Consider the following 17,483-nt stretch of genomic DNA (forward strand, 5'->3'; position numbering starts at 1 on the left):
GGGAATAGCTCAGTTGGTAGAGCACGACCTTGCCAAGGTCGGGGTCGCGAGTTCGAGTCTCGTTTCCCGCTCCAATCTCTCTTCGAAGTTTTCATAATTCCTTTGAATTGCCCTTCACATCGCGCTGCGATGTTTTGTTGTATCTGGCGTTTACTAGGCGCGTCTCTGCCACCTCCTGCCAACAGTAAGGGGACGTGGGCTCATGGTGCGGATTGTACGAGGCAAGCGGTTGTAACAGGTGGTGGGAGGCGAGAATTGCGGGCAAAAAAGAGGAGGGGCCTTGGCTCCTCCTGCATGATTCACTGGCGCGGGCTTAGACCAGAGTAACGTTTTCAGCCTGAGGGCCTTTTTTGCCCTGGGTCACAGTGAACTGGACTTTTTGACCTTCAGCCAAGGTTTTGAAACCGGTGCTCTGGATGGAGGAGAAGTGAACGAATACGTCCGGACCCTGGGATTGTTCAATAAAGCCAAAACCCTTGGTTTCGTTGAACCATTTTACCTGGCCGGTGCGAATGTCAGACATGTGCTAAATCCTATCAATAACAAAATGAAACTAAGCCCGTGCTGGGCTGCATTTGCCTTGCAAGCAGGGGTTGGCTCATGACTGACCACGTCTCTTTGTCCCAGTAGCACGTAGAACAATCCCTGTCTAAAGCACAAACGATTGTACGTTAGCGCCGATCCTTGTCAATTTGACCCCTTTCGTTTTTTGAACAAGCTAAAAATATTGTGAAGTCAGTAGCTTATTTGAAGATATTTGACTGAAAAAAACGGGAGGCCAGCGCCTCCCGTTTTTGTTATTCCTTGAGGGCGAACCCTTCGCCCTGCCGGTCGTAGCGGTAGACCGCCTGACCGTAGGAGCGGATCTCCACCCGCTGGATGCGGCGGGTGTCGTCCACCAGGATGAAGATAGAGCGGCCCGATTGCAGGCGGGTCAGGGGGCGATCCGGCCCCTCGATGGCGATCAGGCGGCTCAGCTCGGCACCCGGCAACTCGAATTTACGCCAGATGGAGTAGAGGGTCTCACCCGCCTGCACATCGTGTTGCAGCCAGGTACCGTTGACCTTCTCTTCGACTGGTTTAGCTGCCGCGGGGGCACTGCCTGCCGCGCCATTACCGACAGTTAGAGCTTGAGCAGGTACGGCCAGCGGCACTTCCAGCGAGCCGGAAGGGGCTGCTTTGGGAGCGGAGGGTGCCGGCTCCCAGGCCAGTACCAGCAACCAGAGCGGGATCAGGATCAGCAGACCTATGGTGTTTTTGCGGGGCAGCGGGCTGGACAGCTTGAATTTGCCTGCTTTGGCATCCTGGCGGCGTTGGCCGAGGTTGCTCATCCCTTGGCCAAAACGTTGGCGCAGGGACAGGGTCGCGGCATTGATGCGATGGAGCAGGGATCCTTGTGATTCGTCTTGGCGACGCTGCTGGGCTCGTCTGTTATGGCCTCGTGGGCGACGGTCCGGGGTGGGCACGGCATTTACCTCTCACTACATTGCCTGCCATCAGGCAAATTCGTCGCCTATGGTAAACGGACTCGCCCCCGAGGGGGAGAGTCCTGATGCGGAAAATTATCAGCTGAGACGAAATTGACCCAATAATTGCTGCAATTTGTCGGCCGCATGACGCAAAGCCTGACTGGCTTTGGCCGTTTCGGTCGCATCCTGAGCAATGTCGTTGGCCAGTGCGTTGGTTTTTGACAGGTTGCCGGAGACGGTTTCTGAGACCGAGCTCTGCTCTTCGGCGGCGGAGGCGATCTGATAGGTCATGTCGTTGATGGTGGAGATGGCCTGGTAGATGCTGCCGAGCGCCTCTTCCGCCAGATCCGCCTCGCCCACCGCTTGATGGGTCAGCTGCTGGCTTTGGGTGATGGCGTTGACTGCATTGGTGGAGCTGAGGCGGATCTTCTCGATCAGCTCCTGGGTGTTCTGCACCGCCTGCTGGGTATTGCCCGCCAGTTTGCGCACCTCGTCGGCGACTACCGCAAAGCCGCGGCCCTGTTCGCCAGCCCGGGCAGCCTCGATGGCGGCGTTGAGGGCCAGCAGGTTGGTCTGATCGGCAATCCCCTGAATGACGGTGAGGATGCTGGTGATCTGGGCGCTATCGTGGGCCAGCCCTTCCACCACTTCGGCCCCTTTCCCGGCTTCTGCCGCGACCTTGTGCATCGACTGGATCACCTGCTGGAAGCGCTCCTTGCCCTGATCGGCCGCGCTTTGCGCCTGTTTGGCCGAGTCGGCGGTATTGTTGGCGTGGGTGGCGACCTCCTGACTGACGTAGGACATCTCCTGCACCGCGGTCAGCATCTGCTCCATCTCCGCCTGATGGTGCTGCAGGTTGTTGTCGGTCTGGCCGGCGATGCGATCGGTATCACCGGCGTAGCGGTTCACCTCGCTGGCAGTCTTGAGCACATCCCCGAGCAGCCCTTGTAGCTTGTCGATAAAGCGGTTTATCCCCTTGGCGAGATCCCCCAGCTCATCCACCGAGCGGGTCGTGAGGCGTTTGGTGAGATCCCCTTCACCATCGGCGATGTCATCCACCAAGCTGACCATCTGACGGATGGGGCCAGTGATGCTGCGGGCAATCACCAGCATGGTGGCCAGCGCCAGCACCAGTACGATAACGGCGCCCACCAATTGCTGGGTCATGGCTGCCTGGTTCATGTTGCTCAGCTGGCTTTCCAGTTGATCGGCGCCCGCCAGTACCACCTTGTAGGGCAGGGTGACGATGATGGCCCAGTTGCGGCTCATTCCCGACACCATGATGGGGACGGAAATACGGAATGACTCGTCCAGCTCCTGACGCTGAATTTCCGGTTTCAGGTACTGCTGCCACTGGTCGCCCAGCACCTTACTTGCGCTGCTACCGAGCAGGCTGGCATCACCGCTGGTGCCGGTGATGACACCGGCGGCGCTGACGATCAGGGTTTCGCCCTTGCCGTCATAGATATTGCTGTTGAGGCTCTTGGCCTGACGACTGATGGAGTCCACCGCCAGATCCAGCGCGGCGATCCCCTTGAACTGACCATCCACCATGATGGGGGTGGTGATGGTGCTCACCAGCACCTGCTGACCGTTGATATCCACTTTGAAAGGATCGATCAGACAAGAGCGTCCTTCCCGCTTCGGGCAGGCGTAGTAGTCGTTGGCGGGATTGCCGAATTCGTCCGGGTCGGTTTTTTCGATGGAGAGCAGCAGATCGGTACCGATTTGATCCTTGTCGCGATAGAAGTAGGGGACAAAGCGCCCCTTGCTGTCGCTACCGAGCTCGGTCTGACCGGCAAAGCTGGCATCCTGACCGTCGAAACCGTTGGGTTCGAAGCCGGCGAAGGCGCCATAGAGTTGGGGTTCAAGGGCGAGCTGCGCCTTGAGCAGGTCGGTGGCCTGTTGGCGATCCAGCGGCAGTTTGCCTTGCTGTTGCAGGGCGAGGGCGCTGGCCATCTGCTGGGTGTAGGAGAGCCCTTTTTGCAGCAGCTGGGTGATGGTGGCCGCCTCGGCGCGGGCATTGGCGCTGACCTTCTGCCATGCCTCCTGCTGCAGCGCTTCACGGCTGGAGCTGATGGTGAGTTGTTGGGTTTGTTTGCCGGAGTATTGGTTGAGCAGGATCAGGATGACCAGGGCTGCGGTCATGGCGATCCCGGCCATCACTAGAATGCGATTCTGGATAGAACGGAACTGCATCGTCTCTTCCTTGTTCGTGAGAAGTGTGGTGAGCGTTATTTGGGTATCGACCGGAGGAGGCAGCTCTCCAGCATTGTGCATAGCAAATCGGAAACGGGGCTTCGGTTTTGCGATCCTCTTCAAATATCGGGCTACAGATGCAAATGGCGACAGATTTAATCCCCTACTTTAGCCCGCAATGGCGTCATGGTTTTCCCATCCGTGATTGTCGGTGCTAAAATGCGACGGTTTTTTTAACGAATTGGCCCAAGGCCCTCTACACAAGGCTTAAAGATGAAAGTCAAAACCCGTTTTGCTCCCAGCCCGACCGGCTTTTTGCATGTCGGCGGTGCCCGTACCGCACTCTATTCCTGGTTGTTTGCAAAGAACCAGGGCGGTGAGTTCGTGCTGCGTATTGAGGATACCGACCTGGAACGTTCCACTCAGGAGGCGATCGACGCCATCATTGAGGGCATGGAATGGCTGGAGCTGAACTGGGATGAGGGCCCCTACTACCAGACCAAGCGCTTCGATCGCTACAACGGTCTGATCGACGAGATGCTGGCCGATGGCCGCGCCTACAAGTGCTACTGCTCCAAAGAGCGTCTGGAAGCACTGCGCGAAGGCCAGATGGCCAACGGCGAGAAGCCCCGTTACGACGGCAAGTGCCGCGACCACGCCCACGATCACCCGGCCGATGCGCCGCACGTGATCCGCTTCCGCAACCCGACCGAAGGCTCTGTGGTGTTCGATGACCACGTCCGTGGCCGCATCGAGTTCGCCAACACCGAGCTAGACGATCTGATCATCCGCCGTACCGACGGCGCGCCGACCTACAACTTCTGCGTAGTGGTCGATGACTGGGATATGGAGATCACCCACGTGGTGCGTGGTGAAGACCACATCAACAACACCCCGCGCCAGATCAACATCTACAAGGCGCTGAACGCGCCGGTGCCGGAATTTGCCCACGTCTCCATGATCCTGGGTGACGACGGCGCCAAGCTCTCCAAGCGCCACGGTGCTGTCTCCGTGATGCAGTACCGCGATGACGGCTACCTGCCGGAAGCGCTGCTGAACTATCTGGTACGTCTGGGCTGGTCCCACGGCGATCAGGAGATCTTCACCCTGGAAGAGATGATCAAGCTGTTCAGCCTGGATGCCATCTCCAAGTCCGCCTCAGCTTTTAACACCGACAAGCTGCTGTGGCTGAACAACCACTACATGCGCAGCCTGGATCCGGCTTATGTGGCCAAGCATCTGGCATGGCACATGGAAAACCAGAAGATCGACACCAGCAATGGCCCGGCTCTGGCCGACGTGGTCACCCTGCTGGCCGAGCGCTGCAACACCCTGGTCGAGATGGCCGCCCAGAGCCGCTACCTGTTCGAAGAGTACGAGGCCATCGACGAAGCCGCTGCCAAGAAGCACCTGCGTGGCGTCGCTGCCGAGCCGCTGGCTCTGGCCAAGACCAAGCTGGCTGCACTGGATAGCTGGACCACCGAAGCGCTGCACGAGCTGATAGAAGCGACCGCCGCCGAGCTGGGTCAGGGCATGGGCAAGGTTGGTATGCCGCTGCGTGTGGCCGTCACTGGTCTGGGCCAGTCTCCTGCTATCGACGCGGTAATGGCGTTGGTAGGTAAAGAGCGTGTTCTCGCTCGTATCGACCGCGCACTGGCTTACATCGAAGCCCGCATGGCTGCCGAGTAAGTTCTGCCGAGGTGGCAGGCGAGGGGACAACCCTGCTCTGCCACATGCTGAATAGCAAAAATCCGAAACCACTGGTTTCGGATTTTTTTATGGCCGGGAGCGGCGGCAGGGCACAACGCGGTCATGCCCGACCAGGGCGAGCAGTCAGGCGAGCTTGAAGGAGTGGATCTGGCTGTCGAGCTCCTTGCTGTGCTGTTCGACCAGCTCGGAGGCCTCTTGCAGCTCGCGCAGCACCACGACGGAGCCTTCGGCGATCTGCTTGACCTGTTCCAGATTGCCGCGCATCTCTTCGGCGACCGAGCTCTGCTGCTCGGAGGCGGCTGCGATGTGGCGGTTCATGTCGGCGACACCCTGTACCCGCTGCACTATGGTGGCCAGCTGGGTTCCGGCCTGGGTCACCTGTTCCACCCCCTTGTCGGCCTGGCGCACGCTCTGGGCCATCAGTTCGGCGGCCTGACCGGCATTGCCCTGCAGTTGTTCGATCATCTTCTGAATTTCGACGGTGGCAGCTTGAGCCCGGTTGGCCAGCTCGCGCACTTCGGAGGCTACCACGGCAAAGCCACGACCCGCTTCACCGGCGCGGGCCGCCTCGATGGCCGCGTTAAGTGCCAGCAGGTTGGTCTGCTCCGAGATGCCGCGAATGGTGTCGACCACAGATCCAATGCGCTCGACCCCTTGCTCCACCTGATTGACCACGGTGGCGGAGCGCTGGATGTTGTCGGAGAGGGTGTCGATGGTGCTGACGGTATCGGCGACGCAGCGGCTCCCCGCTTCTGCCAGCTGGCTGGTTTCGGCGGTGGCGTGAGAGGCCTGATCCGCATGGGCAGCCACTTCGCGAATGGCGCCGACCATCTGGCTCATGGCGCTCGCCAGCTGTTCGATCTGGGTGAACTCTTCGTTGATCGCTTCGTTGGCCTCCTCCATGCAGAGGGTGACCTGAGAGGCGATGTCGTTGAGCTCCTTGCAGGCGGCGCGCTGGTTGTTAAACACTGCTTTGAGGTTCTCCTGCGAGTGGGAGACCGCCTTGGCGATGTCACCGAATTCATCCCGAGATTTGAGCAACACCTTGTGACTGAGATCCCGCTTGGCGAAGCGCTCCAGCAGATCCACCAGATAGTGCACCTGCTTGACCATCAGGCGGGAACCGGTCATCAGCAGGATCACGAACAGCAGCCCCATGATGGTGGTCTCCATCAGGCCGCTCCAGAGCAGGCGGTCGGCAATGGCGTTGGCTTTGTCCGGATCAAGCCCCTCGCTGAGCAGGGTCGCTTCCAGATTGTTGGCGTCAAACCAGAGTTTTGTCAGTAGCAGGAGGGTACTGAACACCATCAGCAGCACCACTTTGGGTACCAACCGAATGTTGCTCATCCGCTTCTCCAGCAGGTTCAACTGCATCGTAAAATCTCCTTTGAATATCGCTTTTCCTTTGCCCTCAAGGCTATCGGCATTATCTTCTCTTTTATTAATTCGCACTGTGCTTAAAGTTGGAAAATGTATGCGACATCACTTAACTCATCTACGGGCGATGGATCTGCTGATGGCATTTCTGTCGATTGTCTCGGTTCTGCTGGTGACGGCCCGCTGGTGGGGCCACGAAACCCTGACTCCCCAGACCCTGCAGCTCTTCTATGACCTGGACAGTCTGATCTGCTACTTCTTCCTCGCGCATTTTGCTTATGGCTGGATCCGTGCTCCAGACCGCAAAGCCTACTTCAAGGCAAACTGGTTCTATCTGCCGGGTAGTCTGCCGATGGTGGAGCAGCTGCGTTGGGCCCGACTGCTCCAGTTGTGGCGGGTCTATCAACTGTTCAAGGAGCACCCGGATCTCTGGGCCATGTTCCGTCGCGAGCGCAACGAGACCACCCTCTCCGGCATCCTCTTCCTCTTCGTCCTGCTGCTGGGATTGGGCTCCGGCGTCATGTACTGGATTGAGTCGGGCCAGCCCGGCAGCCAGATTGAGACCCCCTATGACGCCTTCTGGTGGACGCTGGTGACCCTGTCGACCGTGGGCTATGGCGATCTGGTACCCAAGACCGAGGAGGGGCGTTTTGTCGCCAGCCTGCTGATCCTGTTCGGGGTCGGTCTGTTTGGTGCCATAAGCGGTTTTATGGCCAGCATCTTTTTGCAGCCTGCCAAGGAGAGCGAGACCGACAAGTGGCGTCATCACTACAACAACCAGCAAGAGGAGTTGCTGCGAGAGATCCGCGCCCTGCGCAGCGAGGTGCGGGAGCTGAAAAACAAGTGAGGCCAAGGGCGGGCAAGTTGCGAGGTGACTCGCAACTCCGCGCTTTATATCCGGGGGGAGCTGCTTTTTCTTTGCTTGTCCTTTAGCCTGCTGGCGGCTTAACATTCAACCTCTTGTCCACACCAGAAAAAGAGAACCGATCGACCATGCGCGCCCTTCTCGGGATTTTGATCTGCTTGTGTGCCCAACAGGCACTGGCCGATACCCGTTATGTTTCAGACAACATCTTTACCTATATCCACAATGGTCCGGGTACCCAGTACCGGATCCTCGGTAGCGTCAAGGCTGGTGAACCGCTGGAGGTGAAGGCGGTGAACGGCGAGGCCGGTTTCACCCAGGTGGTGGACGGTCGTGGCCGCGAGGGGTGGATCAAGAACAGCGAACTGCAGAGCCAGATCAGCCTGCGCGAGCGTCTGCCCCAGGTGGAAAAAGAACGCGATGAGCTTAAAGATCGCCTGCAGAACCTCAACGGTGACAACGAGAAACGCTTCACCGAGAAGGATGGCCAGATCGCTGCCCAGAGCAAGGAGATCGCCGCCCTCAAGGCCCAGCTGGTCAGTCAGGGTGAGGAGATGAGCAATCTCAAAGAGCAGAATGATGCCCTGACCCAGAGCTACGACAACCAGGAGCACGACATGCAGATGGACTGGTTTATCCGTGGTGGTGCCATGGTGGGGGCCGGTATCCTGCTTGGCATCCTGTTGCCCATGCTGCCCCGTCGTCGCAGCCGTGGCGATCGCTGGATGAACTGACAGCATCTGGCTGAATGAATTGCTAAGAAGGGTCGCCGTGGCGGCCCTTCTTTTTTAGGGCGTATTGGACGGAATGCGTGGCTGCTTTGCGATAGAGCGGCGGAAGATCGTATACAAAATGAAGTCAGGTGACCCTCACGCTTGCTGGCGTATTGGCTTAAAAAGGGAATTTATGGGGGGGATGAGCGATCTTTGTTAAAGAATGGCAACAAATTCATTTCATATAAGGTGCAACATTGTATACATTATCGGCGTTTCGGCGGCACGTCCGCCTTTGTTGATATCAGCCCTAGGGCGTACAGGAAGACCCCATATGTTCAAAGCTACTCAAGTGCTTGCCGCTGACTATATCCCCTCCGATCTGGCCGCCCTGCGCGAAGCCATCACCCAAAACTACGTGGTGGATGAAAATGCCTATCTGGCCGAACTGTCGGCCATGCTGCCGGGGGATGGTGCTTCGCTGGAGCAGGTGACCCAGCGTGCCCGTACTCTGGTGACCAAGGTGCGCAAGGAGAGCGGCTCCGGTGACGGTATCGACGCCTTCCTGCAGGAGTACAGCCTGGATACTCAGGAGGGGATTATCCTGATGTGTCTGGCCGAGGCGCTGCTGCGCATTCCCGATGCCGAGACCGCTGACGCCCTGATCAAGGACAAGCTCTCCGGCGCCAACTGGTCATCTCATTTCCGCAAGAGCGACTCTACTCTGGTCAACGCCTCCACCTGGGGGCTGATGCTGACCGGCAAGATTATCAAGCTCGACAAAAAGCTCGACGGCAACCCGGCCAACCTGCTGGGGCGGATGGTCAACAAGCTGGGGGAGCCGGTGGTGCGATCCGCCATGTATGCCGCCATGAAGATCATGGGCAAGCAGTTCGTGCTGGGGCGCGACATGAAGGAGGCGCTCAAGGCGAGCCGCAAATCCCGCGAGCTGGGCTACACCCATACCTACGACATGCTGGGTGAATCTGCGCTGACCATGCAGGATGCCGACAAGTATCTGACCGATTACCGCAACGCCATCGAGGCGGTGGGTAACGAGCGGATCAGCGACGGCGGCCCGGCCCCCTCCATCTCCATCAAGCTCTCGGCACTCCATCCACGCTATGACGTGGCCAACCGCGAACGGGTGCTCGGCGAAATGTGCGAGCGGCTGGTGGGGCTGGTGCGTCTGGCCCGCGACAAGGATGTGGCCATCAGCATCGACGCCGAGGAGATGGACAGACTCGAGCTGTCGCTGGACTTGTTCGAGCAGCTCTACCGCTCCGACGCCAACCGTGGTTGGGGCAAGCTCGGTATGGTGGTGCAGGCCTACTCCAAGCGCGCCCTGCCGGTACTCTGCTGGCTGACCGCACTGGCCCGCGAGCAGGGTGACCTCATTCCGGTTCGCTTGGTAAAAGGCGCCTACTGGGACAGCGAACTGAAATATGCCCAGCAGGCGGGTCTGCCCGGCTACCCGCTATTTACCCGCAAGGCGGGCACCGATATCTCCTACCTCGCCTGCGCCCGCTACCTGCTGAGCGAGTCGACCCGTGGCTTTATCGCCCCCCAGTTTGCCACCCACAATGCCAATACCGTGGTCAGCATTCTGGAGATGGCCGGTGATCGCCAGTTTGAATTCCAGCGTCTGCACGGCATGGGGGAGGAGCTGCACAACGCCGTGCTGAACGACAATCCCGGCCTGCACTGCCGCATCTATGCGCCGGTCGGCGCCCACAAGGACTTGCTGCCCTATCTGGTACGCCGCCTGCTGGAGAACGGGGCCAACACCTCCTTCGTTCACAAGCTGGTGGATCCCAACACCCCGGTGGACTCGCTGGCCGAGCACCCGCTGCGCACCCTCAAGCGCTACTCCGGTTTTGCCAACGACCGCATTCCCCAGCCGGTGAACCTCTTCATCGACCGCAAGAACTCCAGCGGCGTCAACATGAACATCCTCTCCATCCAGCGCCCCTTCTTCGCCCGCTTGAAAGAGCTGGAGAGCAAGCAGTGGCTGGCGGGCCCCATCGTCGATGGCGAGACCCTCAAGCGCAGCGAGGCACGCACCGTGCTGAGCCCGCAGGATGTGAGCCTGACTGTCGGCAAGATCCACTGGGCCGACGAGCAGGCGGTGGAACAGGCTTTGGCATCTGCCCACGCTGCCTTCCCGCGCTGGCGTGAAACCCCGGTGAGCGAGCGTGCTGCCGCGCTGGAGAAGCTGGCGGATCTGTTGGAAGCGAACCGCGAGCAGTTCGTCTCCCTCTGTACCCGCGAGGCGGGCAAGTTGCTGCAAGATGGCATCGACGAGGTGCGTGAAGCGGTCGATTTCTGCCGCTACTACGCGGTGCAGGCCCGCGGCCTGATGGGGCAGGCAACCCTGTTGCCCGGTTATACCGGCGAGCAGAACGAGCTGTTCCTGCAGGGGCGCGGTGTCTTTGTCTGCATCAGCCCGTGGAACTTCCCGCTGGCGATCTTCCTCGGCCAAATTGCTGCTGCGCTGGCCACCGGCAACACCGTCATCGCCAAACCGGCGGAGCAGACCGGCCTTATAGCCCATCTGGCGGTGACTCTGGCCCATCAGGCCGGTATTCCGGGCGACGTGCTGCAACTGCTGCCCGGTGACGGTGCCACCGTGGGTGCCAAGTTGACAGCCGATCCGCGCATCGGCGGCGTCTGCTTCACCGGCTCCACCGAGACTGCCAAGCTCATCAACATGACCCTGGCCCAGCGCGATGGCGCCATCCTGCCGCTTATCGCCGAAACCGGCGGCCAGAACGCTATGATCGTCGACTCCACCGCCCTGCCGGAGCAGGTGGTGCGCGACGTGGTGAGCGCCGCCTTCCAGAGCGCCGGTCAGCGCTGCTCGGCCCTGCGGGTGCTCTACCTGCAGGAGGAGATCGCCGAGCGGGTGCTGGAGATCCTCACCGGCGCCATGCAGGAGCTGAAAGTGGGCAACCCGACCGAGCACAACACCGACGTCGGCCCGGTGATCGATGCCGATGCCAAGGCCGGTCTCGATGCTCACCTCGCCTACATGATCCCGCGTGCTCGCCTGATTGCCCAGGCGCCGATGCCCGCCGCGACCATGGAGGGACACTTCGTCCAGCCGACCGCGCTGGAGATCGGCTCCATCCGCGAGCTGGTGAAGGAGCAGTTCGGTCCCATCCTGCACGTGGTGCGCTACGCCACCCGGGATCTGGACAAGGTGATCAGCGACATCAACGGCACCGGCTATGGCCTGACGCTCGGGATCCACAGTCGCAACGAATCCCACGCCGAGGAGCTGGCAAGCCGCATCAATGTGGGTAACGTCTACATCAACCGTAACCAGATCGGCGCCATGGTCGGGGTGCAACCGTTCGGCGGCCAGGGGCTCTCCGGCACCGGCCCCAAGGCGGGTGGCCCCCACTATCTCGGGCGGTTTGTTACCGAGAAGACCCGCACCATCAACACCACTGCAGTGGGCGGCAACGCCTCCCTGTTGGCGATGGGCGATGCCTGATCTGCGTCGATAGAGGCCGGATACGGGATACCGGATAACAGCGGGCCGCCTTCGGGCGGCCTCTTTGTTGGTATGCTCCTCTTGCTCGCCAGTTTTGGCCCCGGCGGGGAGAAGATCGGAGACGATTTTGTTGTGGCGGCGGGGTCGTCAGTGGCGCTTGCCAGTCGTAAGATGGGGCCCATTCGCGCTATTTTGCCCCTGCTGCAGCCTGCTGTGACCGTGGCGTTGTTTAATCTGACTTAACGAGAGTGTTTATCCGATGTCATTAACCGAACAAGCCTGCTGGTTCGTGCTGGGGGGCGATCATCTGGTACTGCTCGATCAGCAGGGAGAGGTGCCACAAGGAAGTAAAGCGTGCCTGCCCACAGCGCTGGCTGACGCCCATTTCGAGCGTTTTGACGAGTGGCAGGGGCTGCCCTGCTATCTGCTCGATCTGGGTGATGAGGCTGACACGAGCGCTATGAGCCCCCTGCGCCAGTTGATGGTAGCGGGGGATGAAGAGGGGTTTCGTCTCGCGGGCCGTGCCTGGCAGCTCGTTACCTTCCGCCGCACCCACCGTTTCTGTGGTGAGTGCGGCGTCCCCATGACCCCGAAGGCGGGGGAGTGGGCGCAGGTGTGCCACCACGGCCACACGGCCTATCCGCGCATTTCACCCTGCATTATCGTGGCGGTGCGCAAGGGGGCGGAGATCCTGCTGGCGGCCCATCGCCGTCACTATCAGGCGGACGATCCCATGTATACCGTGCTGGCCGGCTTTGTGGAGGCGGGAGAGGACCTTGAGCAGTGCGTGGCACGGGAGGTGTTTGAGGAGAGCGGCATCCGGGTGCGCAATGTGCGCTATGTGGCGAGCCAGCCCTGGCCATTCCCCCACAGCCTGATGATGGGCTTTACCGCCGACTACGAGAGCGGCGAGATAATGGTGCAGGATGACGAACTGGTTGCCGCCGCTTTCTTTGTCGCCGACCGGCTGCCGCGTTTGCCGCCCCACGGCACCATTGCCCGGCGGCTGATCGAGTTGTCACTGGCTGGCGAGGGGTAACGAGGCGCTTATCTTTTCGCCAACCTTTTTGCACTTCTTTTTAAAAACGGGGCGATCTGGTTTGCGCCCCTTCACATCTTTGCAACCGCGCGTCCATTTGCCACGTTTTGGGCAGTCCGATCCGGTGGGCAAAGTGGTATTATGGCCGCCATTTTATGCGTGATACGAACTCAGGAACTGGGATGAAAGAGCTGAAGAACGATCGATACCTGCGCGCTTTGCTGCGTCAGGACGTGGATATGACCCCGGTATGGATGATGCGCCAGGCTGGCCGTTATCTGCCGGAATACAAGGCGACTCGCGCCCAGGCGGGGGATTTCATGTCCCTGTGCCGCAACGCCGAGCTGGCCTGTGAAGTCACCCTGCAGCCGCTGCGCCGCTACCCGCTCGATGCCGCCATCCTCTTCTCCGACATCCTCACCGTGCCCGATGCCATGGGGCTCGGTCTCTACTTCGAGCAGGGTGAAGGCCCGCGCTTCGAGCGTCCGATCACCTCCATGGCCGATGTGCAGGCGCTGCCCCTTCCGGATCCGGAAGATGAGCTGGGCTACGTGATGAACGCGGTGCGCACCATCCGCCGCGAGCTGAAGGGCGAAGTGCCGCTGATCGGCTTCTCCGGCAGCCCATGGACCCTGGCCACCTACATGGTGGAGGGGGGCAGCTCCAAGGCGTTCACCAAGATCAAGCAGATGATGTATGCAGAGCCGCAAACCCTGCACCTGCTGCTCGACAAGCTGGCCGACAGCGTGATTGCCTACCTCAACGCCCAGATCAAGGCGGGTGCGCAGGCTGTCATGGTGTTCGACACCTGGGGCGGCGTGCTCACCCCGCGCGATTACCGCGACTTCTCCCTGCAGTACATGCACAAGATTGTCGATGGCCTGATCCGCGAGCACGACGGTCGCCGTGTGCCGGTCACCCTGTTCACCAAGAACGGTGGTCAGTGGCTGGAGCAGATTGCCGCCACCGGTTGCGATGCGCTGGGTCTGGACTGGACCACCGACATTGCCGACGCCAAGCGTCGGGTCGGCGACAAGGTGGCGCTGCAGGGCAACATGGATCCCTCCATGCTCTACGCTACCCCGGCTCGCATCCGTGAAGAGGTCGCCTCCATTCTGGCCTGTTTCGGTCACGGCAATGGCCACGTCTTCAACTTGGGACACGGCATCCATCAGGATGTGAACCCGGAACATGCCGGTGTGTTCGTCAACGCGGTACACGAGCTCTCCGCCCAGTACCACGGTCGCTAAGGCCGGGGTGAGAGAAGAAGAGTGTGTTTGATATCCGGGGCCGTCAGGCCCCGTTTTACATTAAAAAATGGCGCTGCGACGACGAGCGCGTGGCGTCCGTGCAGGAGGCAAGATGAGCGGCAAGTCACTGGATTGGGGTATCGATCTTGGCGGTACCAAGTGTGAATGCGTGGTGCTGGATGGCGACGAGGTGCTGCTGCGCCACCGCATCCCCACCGAGCGGGCGGGCGGTTATGACCATATGATCGGCCAGATCGCCAAGCTGGTAGCTGAGTGCGCCGAGAAGATTGGCCAGCGCCCGACCGTCATTGGCATGGGCACGCCGGGGGCGCGGGATCCGCAGACCGGTCTGATGAAGAACTGCAACACCACCGAGCTCAATGGCAAGCCGTTCAAGGAGGATCTGGAGCGCCGGCTCGGCGTGCCGGTGCTGATCGCCAACGATGCCAACTGCTTTGCGCTGGCAGAAACCCATCTTGGTGCGGTGCGCCAGCACCATCCCGATGCGAAAGTGGTGTTCGGCATCATCATGGGCACCGGAGTTGGCTCCGGCATCGTCATCAACGGCCAGATCCTCAACGGCCACCACGGCATCGCCGGTGAGTGGGGCCACAATGTGCTCTCCCCTGATGGCCCCGAGTGCTACTGCGGCAAGCGCGGCTGCGTCGAGACCCTGATCAGCGGCCCGGCGCTGGAGGCTTGGTACGAGGCGAAGGCCAAGCGCCACCTCTCGCTCGCCCAAATCGCGACCGCCACGGCTCACGATCATGTGGCCAGGCTCACCATCGACCGGCTGCACCTGCTGTTTGGTCAGGCGCTGGCCAATGTGGTCAACATTCTCGACCCGGATGTGATCGTCATCGGCGGTGGGGTGGGCAATGTGCAGAGCCTTTACAGCGCCGGGCGGCAGACAATTTTGCCTTTCCTCTTTAATCCCCGCTTCGCAACCCCCATTATTGCTCCTGCCCTGGGTGACAGTGCCGGGGTATTCGGGGCCGCACTGCTGGCCCGCGGTGAATTCAAGGAGGCCCTGCTGTCGTAGCCGGGGCTCCCGGGTGGCCGGTGCGCCGCCCTGTTGCTGGTTCAAGGAAACGGATTCTCGATGATCAAGATTGCCATCAATGGTTACGGGCGGATCGGTCGCAACGTGTTGCGAGCCCTCTATGAAAGCGGGCGCGACAAGACCATCAAGATCGTCGCCATCAACGAGCTGGCGGCCCCCGAGGCCATGGTGCACCTGACCCGTTACGATACCAGTCACGGTCGCTTCCACCATCCGGTGCAACTGGCGGGCAACAGCATGCTGGTGGGGGAGGATCTCATCTCCCTGTTTGCCGAGCGGGATCCGTCAAAGCTGCCGTGGCGGGCGCTGGGGGTGGACGTGGTGCTCGATTGCACCGGGGTATTCGGCTCGCGGGCCGATGCCGAGCTGCATCTGGCGGCGGGGGCGGGCAAGGTACTCTTCTCCCATCCGGCGGATGCGGATGTGGATGCCACCGTGGTCTACGGGGTCAACCATCATACCCTCACCGGAGCGGAGCGGATTGTCTCCAACGCCTCCTGTACCACCAACTGCGTGGTGCCGGTGATTGAAACATTGCATCGAGAATTCGAGATAAATTGTGGTACTATTACGACAATTCATTCGGCCATGCACGATCAGCAAGTCATCGATGCCTACCACAGTGACTTGCGCCGAACCCGCGCTGCCAGTCAGTCCATCATTCCGGTGGATACCAAGCTGGCAAAGGGGCTGGAGCGCATCCTGCCCCACTTCGCCGGCAAGTTCGAGGCGATCGCGGTGCGGGTGCCGACCATCAATGTAACAGCGATGGATCTGAGTATTACTGTTCGTAAAAAAGTGACAGTTAGTGACGTAAATCAAGCCCTGCAAAGGGCATCCAGAGGTACATTACACGGTATTCTGGATTACACGGAAGAACCGCTGGTCTCCGTAGACTTCAATCATGATGCGCACTCCTGCATCATTGATGGTACCCAGACCCGAGTGAGCGATGCCAACCTCGTCAAGATGTTGATGTGGTGCGATAACGAATGGGGCTTCGCAAACCGGATGCTGGATACCACCCGGGCCATGATGGTTGCAGGCTGAGCCTGCCCCGGGCGAAAGGTTACTGTTTTTAACATTACCTGGAAAATATAGAGGACTGAATATGTCTGTTATCAAGATGACTGACCTGGATCTGGCGGGCAAACGCGTTCTGATCCGTGCTGACCTGAACGTACCGGTAAAAGACGGCAAGGTCACTTCCGATGCACGTATCGTTGCGACTCTGCCGACCATCAAGCTGGCTCTGGAAAAGGGCGCCAAGCTGATGATCACCTCCCACCTGGGGCGTCCGACCGAGGGTGAATACAACGAAGAATTCTCCCTGGCTCCGGTTGTCAACTATCTGAAAGACGCTCTGTCCTGCCCGGTTCGCCTGGCCAAGGATTACCTGGATGGCGTAGAAGTCGCTGCCGGTGAGCTGGTTGTGCTGGAAAACTGCCGCTTCAACAAAGGCGAGAAGAAGAACACCGAAGAGCTGGCCAAAAAATACGCCGCCCTGTGTGACGTCTTTGTAATGGATGCGTTCGGTACTGCTCACCGCGCCGAAGGCTCCACCTACGGTGTGGCCCAGTTCGCTCCGGTCGCTTGTGCCGGTCCGCTGCTGGCGGGTGAACTGGAAGCCCTGGGCAAAGCAATGCTGAAGCCCGAGCGCCCGATGGTTGCCATCGTTGGCGGCTCCAAGGTCTCCACCAAGCTGACCGTTCTGGAATCCCTCTCCAAGATCGCTGACCAGCTGGTTGTCGGTGGTGGCATCGCCAACACCTTCATCGCTGCTGCCGGTCACAACGTCGGCAAGTCCCTGTGCGAGCACGATCTGATCGATACCGCCAAGAAACTGGCTGCCGAGACCAACATTCCTGTGACCACCGACGTGGTTGTAGGTGCCGAGTTCTCCGAGTCCACTCCGGCCACCATCAAGTCTGTTAACGATGTGACCGACGGCGACATGATCTTCGACATCGGCCCGGATTCTGCCAAGGCTCTGGCTGACATCATCATGAACGCCAAGACCATCCTGTGGAACGGTCCGGTTGGCGTGTTCGAGTTCGACCAGTTCGCTGAAGGCACCAAGGTTATCGCTGAAGCCATCGCTGCTTCTCCGGCTTTCTCCATCGCTGGCGGTGGTGACACCCTGGCTGCCATCGACAAGTTCGGCATCGCTGACAAAGTCTCCTACATCTCTACTGGCGGCGGCGCCTTCCTGGAGTTCGTAGAAGGCAAGGTTCTGCCGGCTGTTGAGATTCTGGAACAGCGCGCCAAAGCCTAATTGACCCGGAACGGGGGGCAAAAG

General features: G+C 60.1%; 13 protein-coding genes. 9 read left to right on the forward strand and 4 right to left on the reverse strand.

All coding sequences use genetic code 11. The annotated features are described in order from the left end of the window. Positions 1 to 313: 313 nt before the first annotated feature. The 3 genes from G5195_RS17715 to G5195_RS17725 form a co-directional block, all read right to left on the reverse strand. Positions 314 to 523: a cold-shock protein gene (locus G5195_RS17715; RefSeq protein ID WP_005338972.1), complete on the reverse strand. Its 210-nt coding sequence runs from the start codon at positions 521 to 523 to the stop codon at positions 314 to 316. Positions 524 to 797: 274 nt separating this feature from the next. After that, positions 798 to 1,466, reverse strand: a complete 669-nt coding sequence (locus tag G5195_RS17720) for a LysM-like peptidoglycan-binding domain-containing protein (protein WP_103250429.1) — start codon at positions 1,464 to 1,466, stop codon at positions 798 to 800. 99 nt (positions 1,467 to 1,565) lie between these two features. Next, on the reverse strand, positions 1,566 to 3,668 hold the full coding sequence (locus G5195_RS17725; protein ID WP_421236352.1) for a methyl-accepting chemotaxis protein: 2,103 nt from the start codon (positions 3,666 to 3,668) through the stop codon (positions 1,566 to 1,568). Positions 3,669 to 3,941: 273 nt separating this feature from the next. On the opposite strand from G5195_RS17725, the gene gltX reads away from it, so the two are divergent. Next, complete coding sequence (gene gltX / locus G5195_RS17730; RefSeq protein WP_323895711.1) at positions 3,942 to 5,357, forward strand: glutamate--tRNA ligase; 1,416 nt, start codon at positions 3,942 to 3,944, stop codon at positions 5,355 to 5,357. 144 nt (positions 5,358 to 5,501) lie between these two features. On the opposite strand, the gene G5195_RS17735 is transcribed toward gltX, so the two are convergent. Next, positions 5,502 to 6,752: a methyl-accepting chemotaxis protein gene (locus G5195_RS17735; RefSeq protein ID WP_421223593.1), complete on the reverse strand. Its 1,251-nt coding sequence runs from the start codon at positions 6,750 to 6,752 to the stop codon at positions 5,502 to 5,504. Between the two features lie 100 nt (positions 6,753 to 6,852). Here G5195_RS17735 and G5195_RS17740 point away from each other — a divergent pair, with 100 nt between their 5' ends. From G5195_RS17740 to G5195_RS17775, 8 genes are all read left to right on the forward strand, one after another. Further along, positions 6,853 to 7,602 carry a potassium channel family protein gene (locus G5195_RS17740; protein WP_266135366.1) on the forward strand — a complete coding sequence of 250 codons (750 nt, stop codon included), beginning with the start codon at positions 6,853 to 6,855 and terminating at the stop codon, positions 7,600 to 7,602. Between the two features lie 146 nt (positions 7,603 to 7,748). Then, positions 7,749 to 8,354 (forward strand): TIGR04211 family SH3 domain-containing protein, encoded by a 606-nt coding sequence (locus tag G5195_RS17745; protein WP_266135365.1) that lies wholly within the window; start codon positions 7,749 to 7,751, stop codon positions 8,352 to 8,354. Between the two features lie 313 nt (positions 8,355 to 8,667). After that, positions 8,668 to 11,832: a bifunctional proline dehydrogenase/L-glutamate gamma-semialdehyde dehydrogenase PutA gene (gene putA, locus G5195_RS17750; protein ID WP_227342007.1), complete on the forward strand. Its 3,165-nt coding sequence runs from the start codon at positions 8,668 to 8,670 to the stop codon at positions 11,830 to 11,832. Between the two features lie 259 nt (positions 11,833 to 12,091). Continuing rightward, positions 12,092 to 12,871, forward strand: a complete 780-nt coding sequence (gene nudC / locus G5195_RS17755) for an NAD(+) diphosphatase (RefSeq protein WP_421236353.1) — start codon at positions 12,092 to 12,094, stop codon at positions 12,869 to 12,871. Positions 12,872 to 13,053: 182 nt separating this feature from the next. After that, a complete protein-coding gene (hemE, locus tag G5195_RS17760) occupies positions 13,054 to 14,121 on the forward strand; it encodes a uroporphyrinogen decarboxylase (protein WP_421223591.1) in 1,068 nt (355 codons plus the stop codon). 112 nt (positions 14,122 to 14,233) lie between these two features. Continuing rightward, entirely contained in the window at positions 14,234 to 15,163 is a 930-nt protein-coding gene (locus G5195_RS17765) for an ROK family protein (protein WP_421223589.1), read from the forward strand. A 60-nt stretch (positions 15,164 to 15,223) separates the two neighbouring features. Beyond that, positions 15,224 to 16,234, forward strand: a complete 1,011-nt coding sequence (gene epd, locus G5195_RS17770; RefSeq protein WP_124928631.1) for an erythrose-4-phosphate dehydrogenase — start codon at positions 15,224 to 15,226, stop codon at positions 16,232 to 16,234. Between the two features lie 61 nt (positions 16,235 to 16,295). Continuing rightward, the gene (locus tag G5195_RS17775) at positions 16,296 to 17,459 is read left to right on the forward strand and encodes a phosphoglycerate kinase (protein ID WP_120415498.1); all 1,164 of its coding nucleotides are present in this window, start codon (positions 16,296 to 16,298) and stop codon (positions 17,457 to 17,459) included. The last annotated feature ends 24 nt before the right edge of the window (positions 17,460 to 17,483 follow it).

The sequence above is a fragment of the Aeromonas sp. 601039 genome (genome assembly GCF_049174415.1).
GTDB lineage: Bacteria > Pseudomonadota > Gammaproteobacteria > Enterobacterales > Aeromonadaceae > Aeromonas > Aeromonas veronii_A.

Excerpts from the sequence above, each read along its gene's own strand:
- gltX (WP_323895711.1), top strand. The coding sequence starts at position 3,942 with ATGAAAGTCAAAACCCGTTTTGCTCCCAGCCCGACCGGCTTTTTGCAT.
- G5195_RS17775 (WP_120415498.1), top strand. The coding sequence starts at position 16,296 with ATGTCTGTTATCAAGATGACTGACCTGGATCTGGCGGGCAAACGCGTT.
- G5195_RS17765 (WP_421223589.1), top strand. The coding sequence starts at position 14,234 with ATGAGCGGCAAGTCACTGGATTGGGGTATCGATCTTGGCGGTACCAAG.
- hemE (WP_421223591.1), top strand. The coding sequence starts at position 13,054 with ATGAAAGAGCTGAAGAACGATCGATACCTGCGCGCTTTGCTGCGTCAG.
- nudC (WP_421236353.1), top strand. The coding sequence starts at position 12,092 with ATGTCATTAACCGAACAAGCCTGCTGGTTCGTGCTGGGGGGCGATCAT.
- G5195_RS17740 (WP_266135366.1), top strand. The coding sequence starts at position 6,853 with ATGCGACATCACTTAACTCATCTACGGGCGATGGATCTGCTGATGGCA.
- G5195_RS17735 (WP_421223593.1), bottom strand. The coding sequence starts at position 6,752 with ATGCAGTTGAACCTGCTGGAGAAGCGGATGAGCAACATTCGGTTGGTA.
- G5195_RS17715 (WP_005338972.1), bottom strand. The coding sequence starts at position 523 with ATGTCTGACATTCGCACCGGCCAGGTAAAATGGTTCAACGAAACCAAG.
- G5195_RS17725 (WP_421236352.1), bottom strand. The coding sequence starts at position 3,668 with ATGCAGTTCCGTTCTATCCAGAATCGCATTCTAGTGATGGCCGGGATC.
- putA (WP_227342007.1), top strand. The coding sequence starts at position 8,668 with ATGTTCAAAGCTACTCAAGTGCTTGCCGCTGACTATATCCCCTCCGAT.
- epd (WP_124928631.1), top strand. The coding sequence starts at position 15,224 with ATGATCAAGATTGCCATCAATGGTTACGGGCGGATCGGTCGCAACGTG.
- G5195_RS17745 (WP_266135365.1), top strand. The coding sequence starts at position 7,749 with ATGCGCGCCCTTCTCGGGATTTTGATCTGCTTGTGTGCCCAACAGGCA.